The 1,681-nt window shown below is 65.3% G+C and carries 4 protein-coding genes; 1 reads left to right on the forward strand and 3 read right to left on the reverse strand.

Annotated features, from left to right (window positions below; all coding sequences use genetic code 11):
- The first annotated feature begins 333 nt into the window (after positions 1–333).
- Positions 334–717 carry a low molecular weight phosphatase family protein gene (locus U4E84_RS16870; RefSeq protein WP_345785521.1) on the forward strand — a complete coding sequence of 128 codons (384 nt, stop codon included), beginning with the start codon at positions 334–336 and terminating at the stop codon, positions 715–717.
- Between the two features lie 99 nt (positions 718–816).
- On the opposite strand, the gene hcsS is transcribed toward U4E84_RS16870, so the two are convergent.
- From hcsS to U4E84_RS16885, 3 genes are all read right to left on the reverse strand, one after another.
- Positions 817–1,041, reverse strand: a complete 225-nt coding sequence (gene hcsS / locus U4E84_RS16875) for a halo-CC-star protein HcsS (RefSeq protein ID WP_322533263.1) — start codon at positions 1,039–1,041, stop codon at positions 817–819.
- Entirely contained in the window at positions 1,032–1,448 is a 417-nt protein-coding gene (gene hcsL, locus U4E84_RS16880; RefSeq protein WP_322533264.1) for a halo-CC-star protein HcsL, read from the reverse strand. The genes hcsS and hcsL overlap by 10 nt, the downstream gene beginning before the upstream one ends.
- Positions 1,445–1,681, reverse strand: a 237-nt coding sequence (locus tag U4E84_RS16885; RefSeq protein ID WP_322533265.1) for an ArsA-related P-loop ATPase, incomplete at its 5' end; no start/stop codon positions are given. The genes U4E84_RS16885 and hcsL, both read right to left, overlap by 4 nt.

A 1,681-nucleotide genomic window follows, 5' to 3' on the forward strand; every position in this document is an offset into this window, starting at 1 on the left:
TCGGCCATGTCGCAAGCGAGGGTCCGGCGGGAAAAAAGCCGGTCGATCGCCGCCGAGACGCCGAATCGGACGGGCAACCCGCATCGTGTGGCCGAGCGAGCTATCTGTCCCGGACGGGTAAATAAATTGAATATCGCGATATAGAATTCGTTAATCGCGGTACTCCCCGCGGTTGTGAGTGGTGTTCGAGTCGCTATATAGCACTATATCGCTCGGTAGCGGTCCCGAGTAACGATTATAGTGGTCCCTGCCGCATAAGGGACCGTGAGCGACCACAATCGGCCGGACCGTCGGATCGCGTTCGCCTGCGTCCAGAACGCGGGCCGGAGCCAGATGGCGGCCGCGTTCGCCGAGCGCGAACTGGACCGCCGCAACGCGGGCGATCGGATCGAGGTCCTGACCGGCGGGACGCGGCCCGCCGACCACGTCCACGACGTCGTCGTCGAGGCGATGCGCGAACTGGACATCGATATCGGCGATCGAACGCCGAGAGAGGTGACTCCGGAAGAGCTACGATCGGCGGATCTCGTCGTGACGATGGGCTGTTCGGCGTCGGACGTGTGCCCGGCGACGTGGAACGGAGAGAGCCGCGACTGGGGACTCGACGACCCGCACGGTCGGCCTGTCGAGGCGGTCCGCGAGATCCGCGACGAGATCGAGGACCGCGTCGTCGCGCTGTTCGACGAACTCCTGCCGGAGAGGCCACCCGCCGAGTGAGGCGGAAAAGGTAGTCGATGCGCCTCGGCTCCTATCGAACGGCGCTACCGTCGGCTGTTCCTACCAGCCGCAGCCGATATCCACAGCCAGCGGCTCAGCCTAACAGCAGCCGTCGTCATCGGCGCCGCAGACGCTGCCGTAGTCGATCCCGGTCTCGTCGCCGATCGCTTCGTTACACTGCATCACCATCGTCGTAAACGCGAACTCCGACGACTCATCTTTCGCGGCGGCGAGCTCCTCACCGAGCGTCTCGGCGGCCGCGAGGACCGCCTCGTCGGTGGCTCCGTCTACATCGGGATTCCGCTCGGAAGTGCTCAACAGCACCCACCTCCGGTGGACCGCGCGAACTCCTCGCCGATCTCGTCGCTAATGGCGTCGTTCGTTCGCTGGAGGAGTTCTACCAGATCGGCCTGTGCGGCCTGCTGACGCTGAATGGTCTCGTTGTTCGACAGCTCGGTCTGGAGCTGCTTCAGCTCGGCCATCACCGACTCGTCGAAGCCGCCGCGCTGTATCTGCTGTTGCTTCCGCTGGTACTCGCGGAGCAGCGCCATCGCGTCGTTATCGTCCTGTAACGCATCGTCGGCCGCGACGAACTGTCGGTACGTCTCAGACTCGTCGAGCGTGTCGAGGAACTCGCGGAGCGCCGCCTCGACGCTGGCTGCTGCGTCTTCCTCTTCCGGCACGCCAGCGCTCTCCTCGGCCGTACCCTCCACGTCCTGTGCGTCGCTCACGAGAGCGTCACCTCCGGTGCGTCCGCTTCGACAACGTCTGCGAGTCCGGTGATCTCCTCACCGAAGGCGCCGAGTTCGTCGAGCCCGATCGGTTCGTCCTGCCGGAGCGGCGCCAACATCAGCGGCGCGTCGAACCGGTCGCGGATCTCGTCGAGATACTGGGCCTGCTGGGCGCGGCGGTTCGCGAAGAAGGCGTTGTCGCCGTACTCCCCGGGGAGGAGGTAGTTGGCGAC

This window comes from Halorubrum sp. AD140 (assembly GCF_034497445.1).
GTDB lineage: Archaea > Halobacteriota > Halobacteria > Halobacteriales > Haloferacaceae > Halorubrum.

What these genes read in the sequence shown, in the direction of transcription:
- U4E84_RS16870 (WP_345785521.1), top strand. Translation starts at nt 334, where the DNA reads ATGGCGGCCGCGTTCGCCGAGCGCGAACTGGACCGCCGCAACGCGGGC.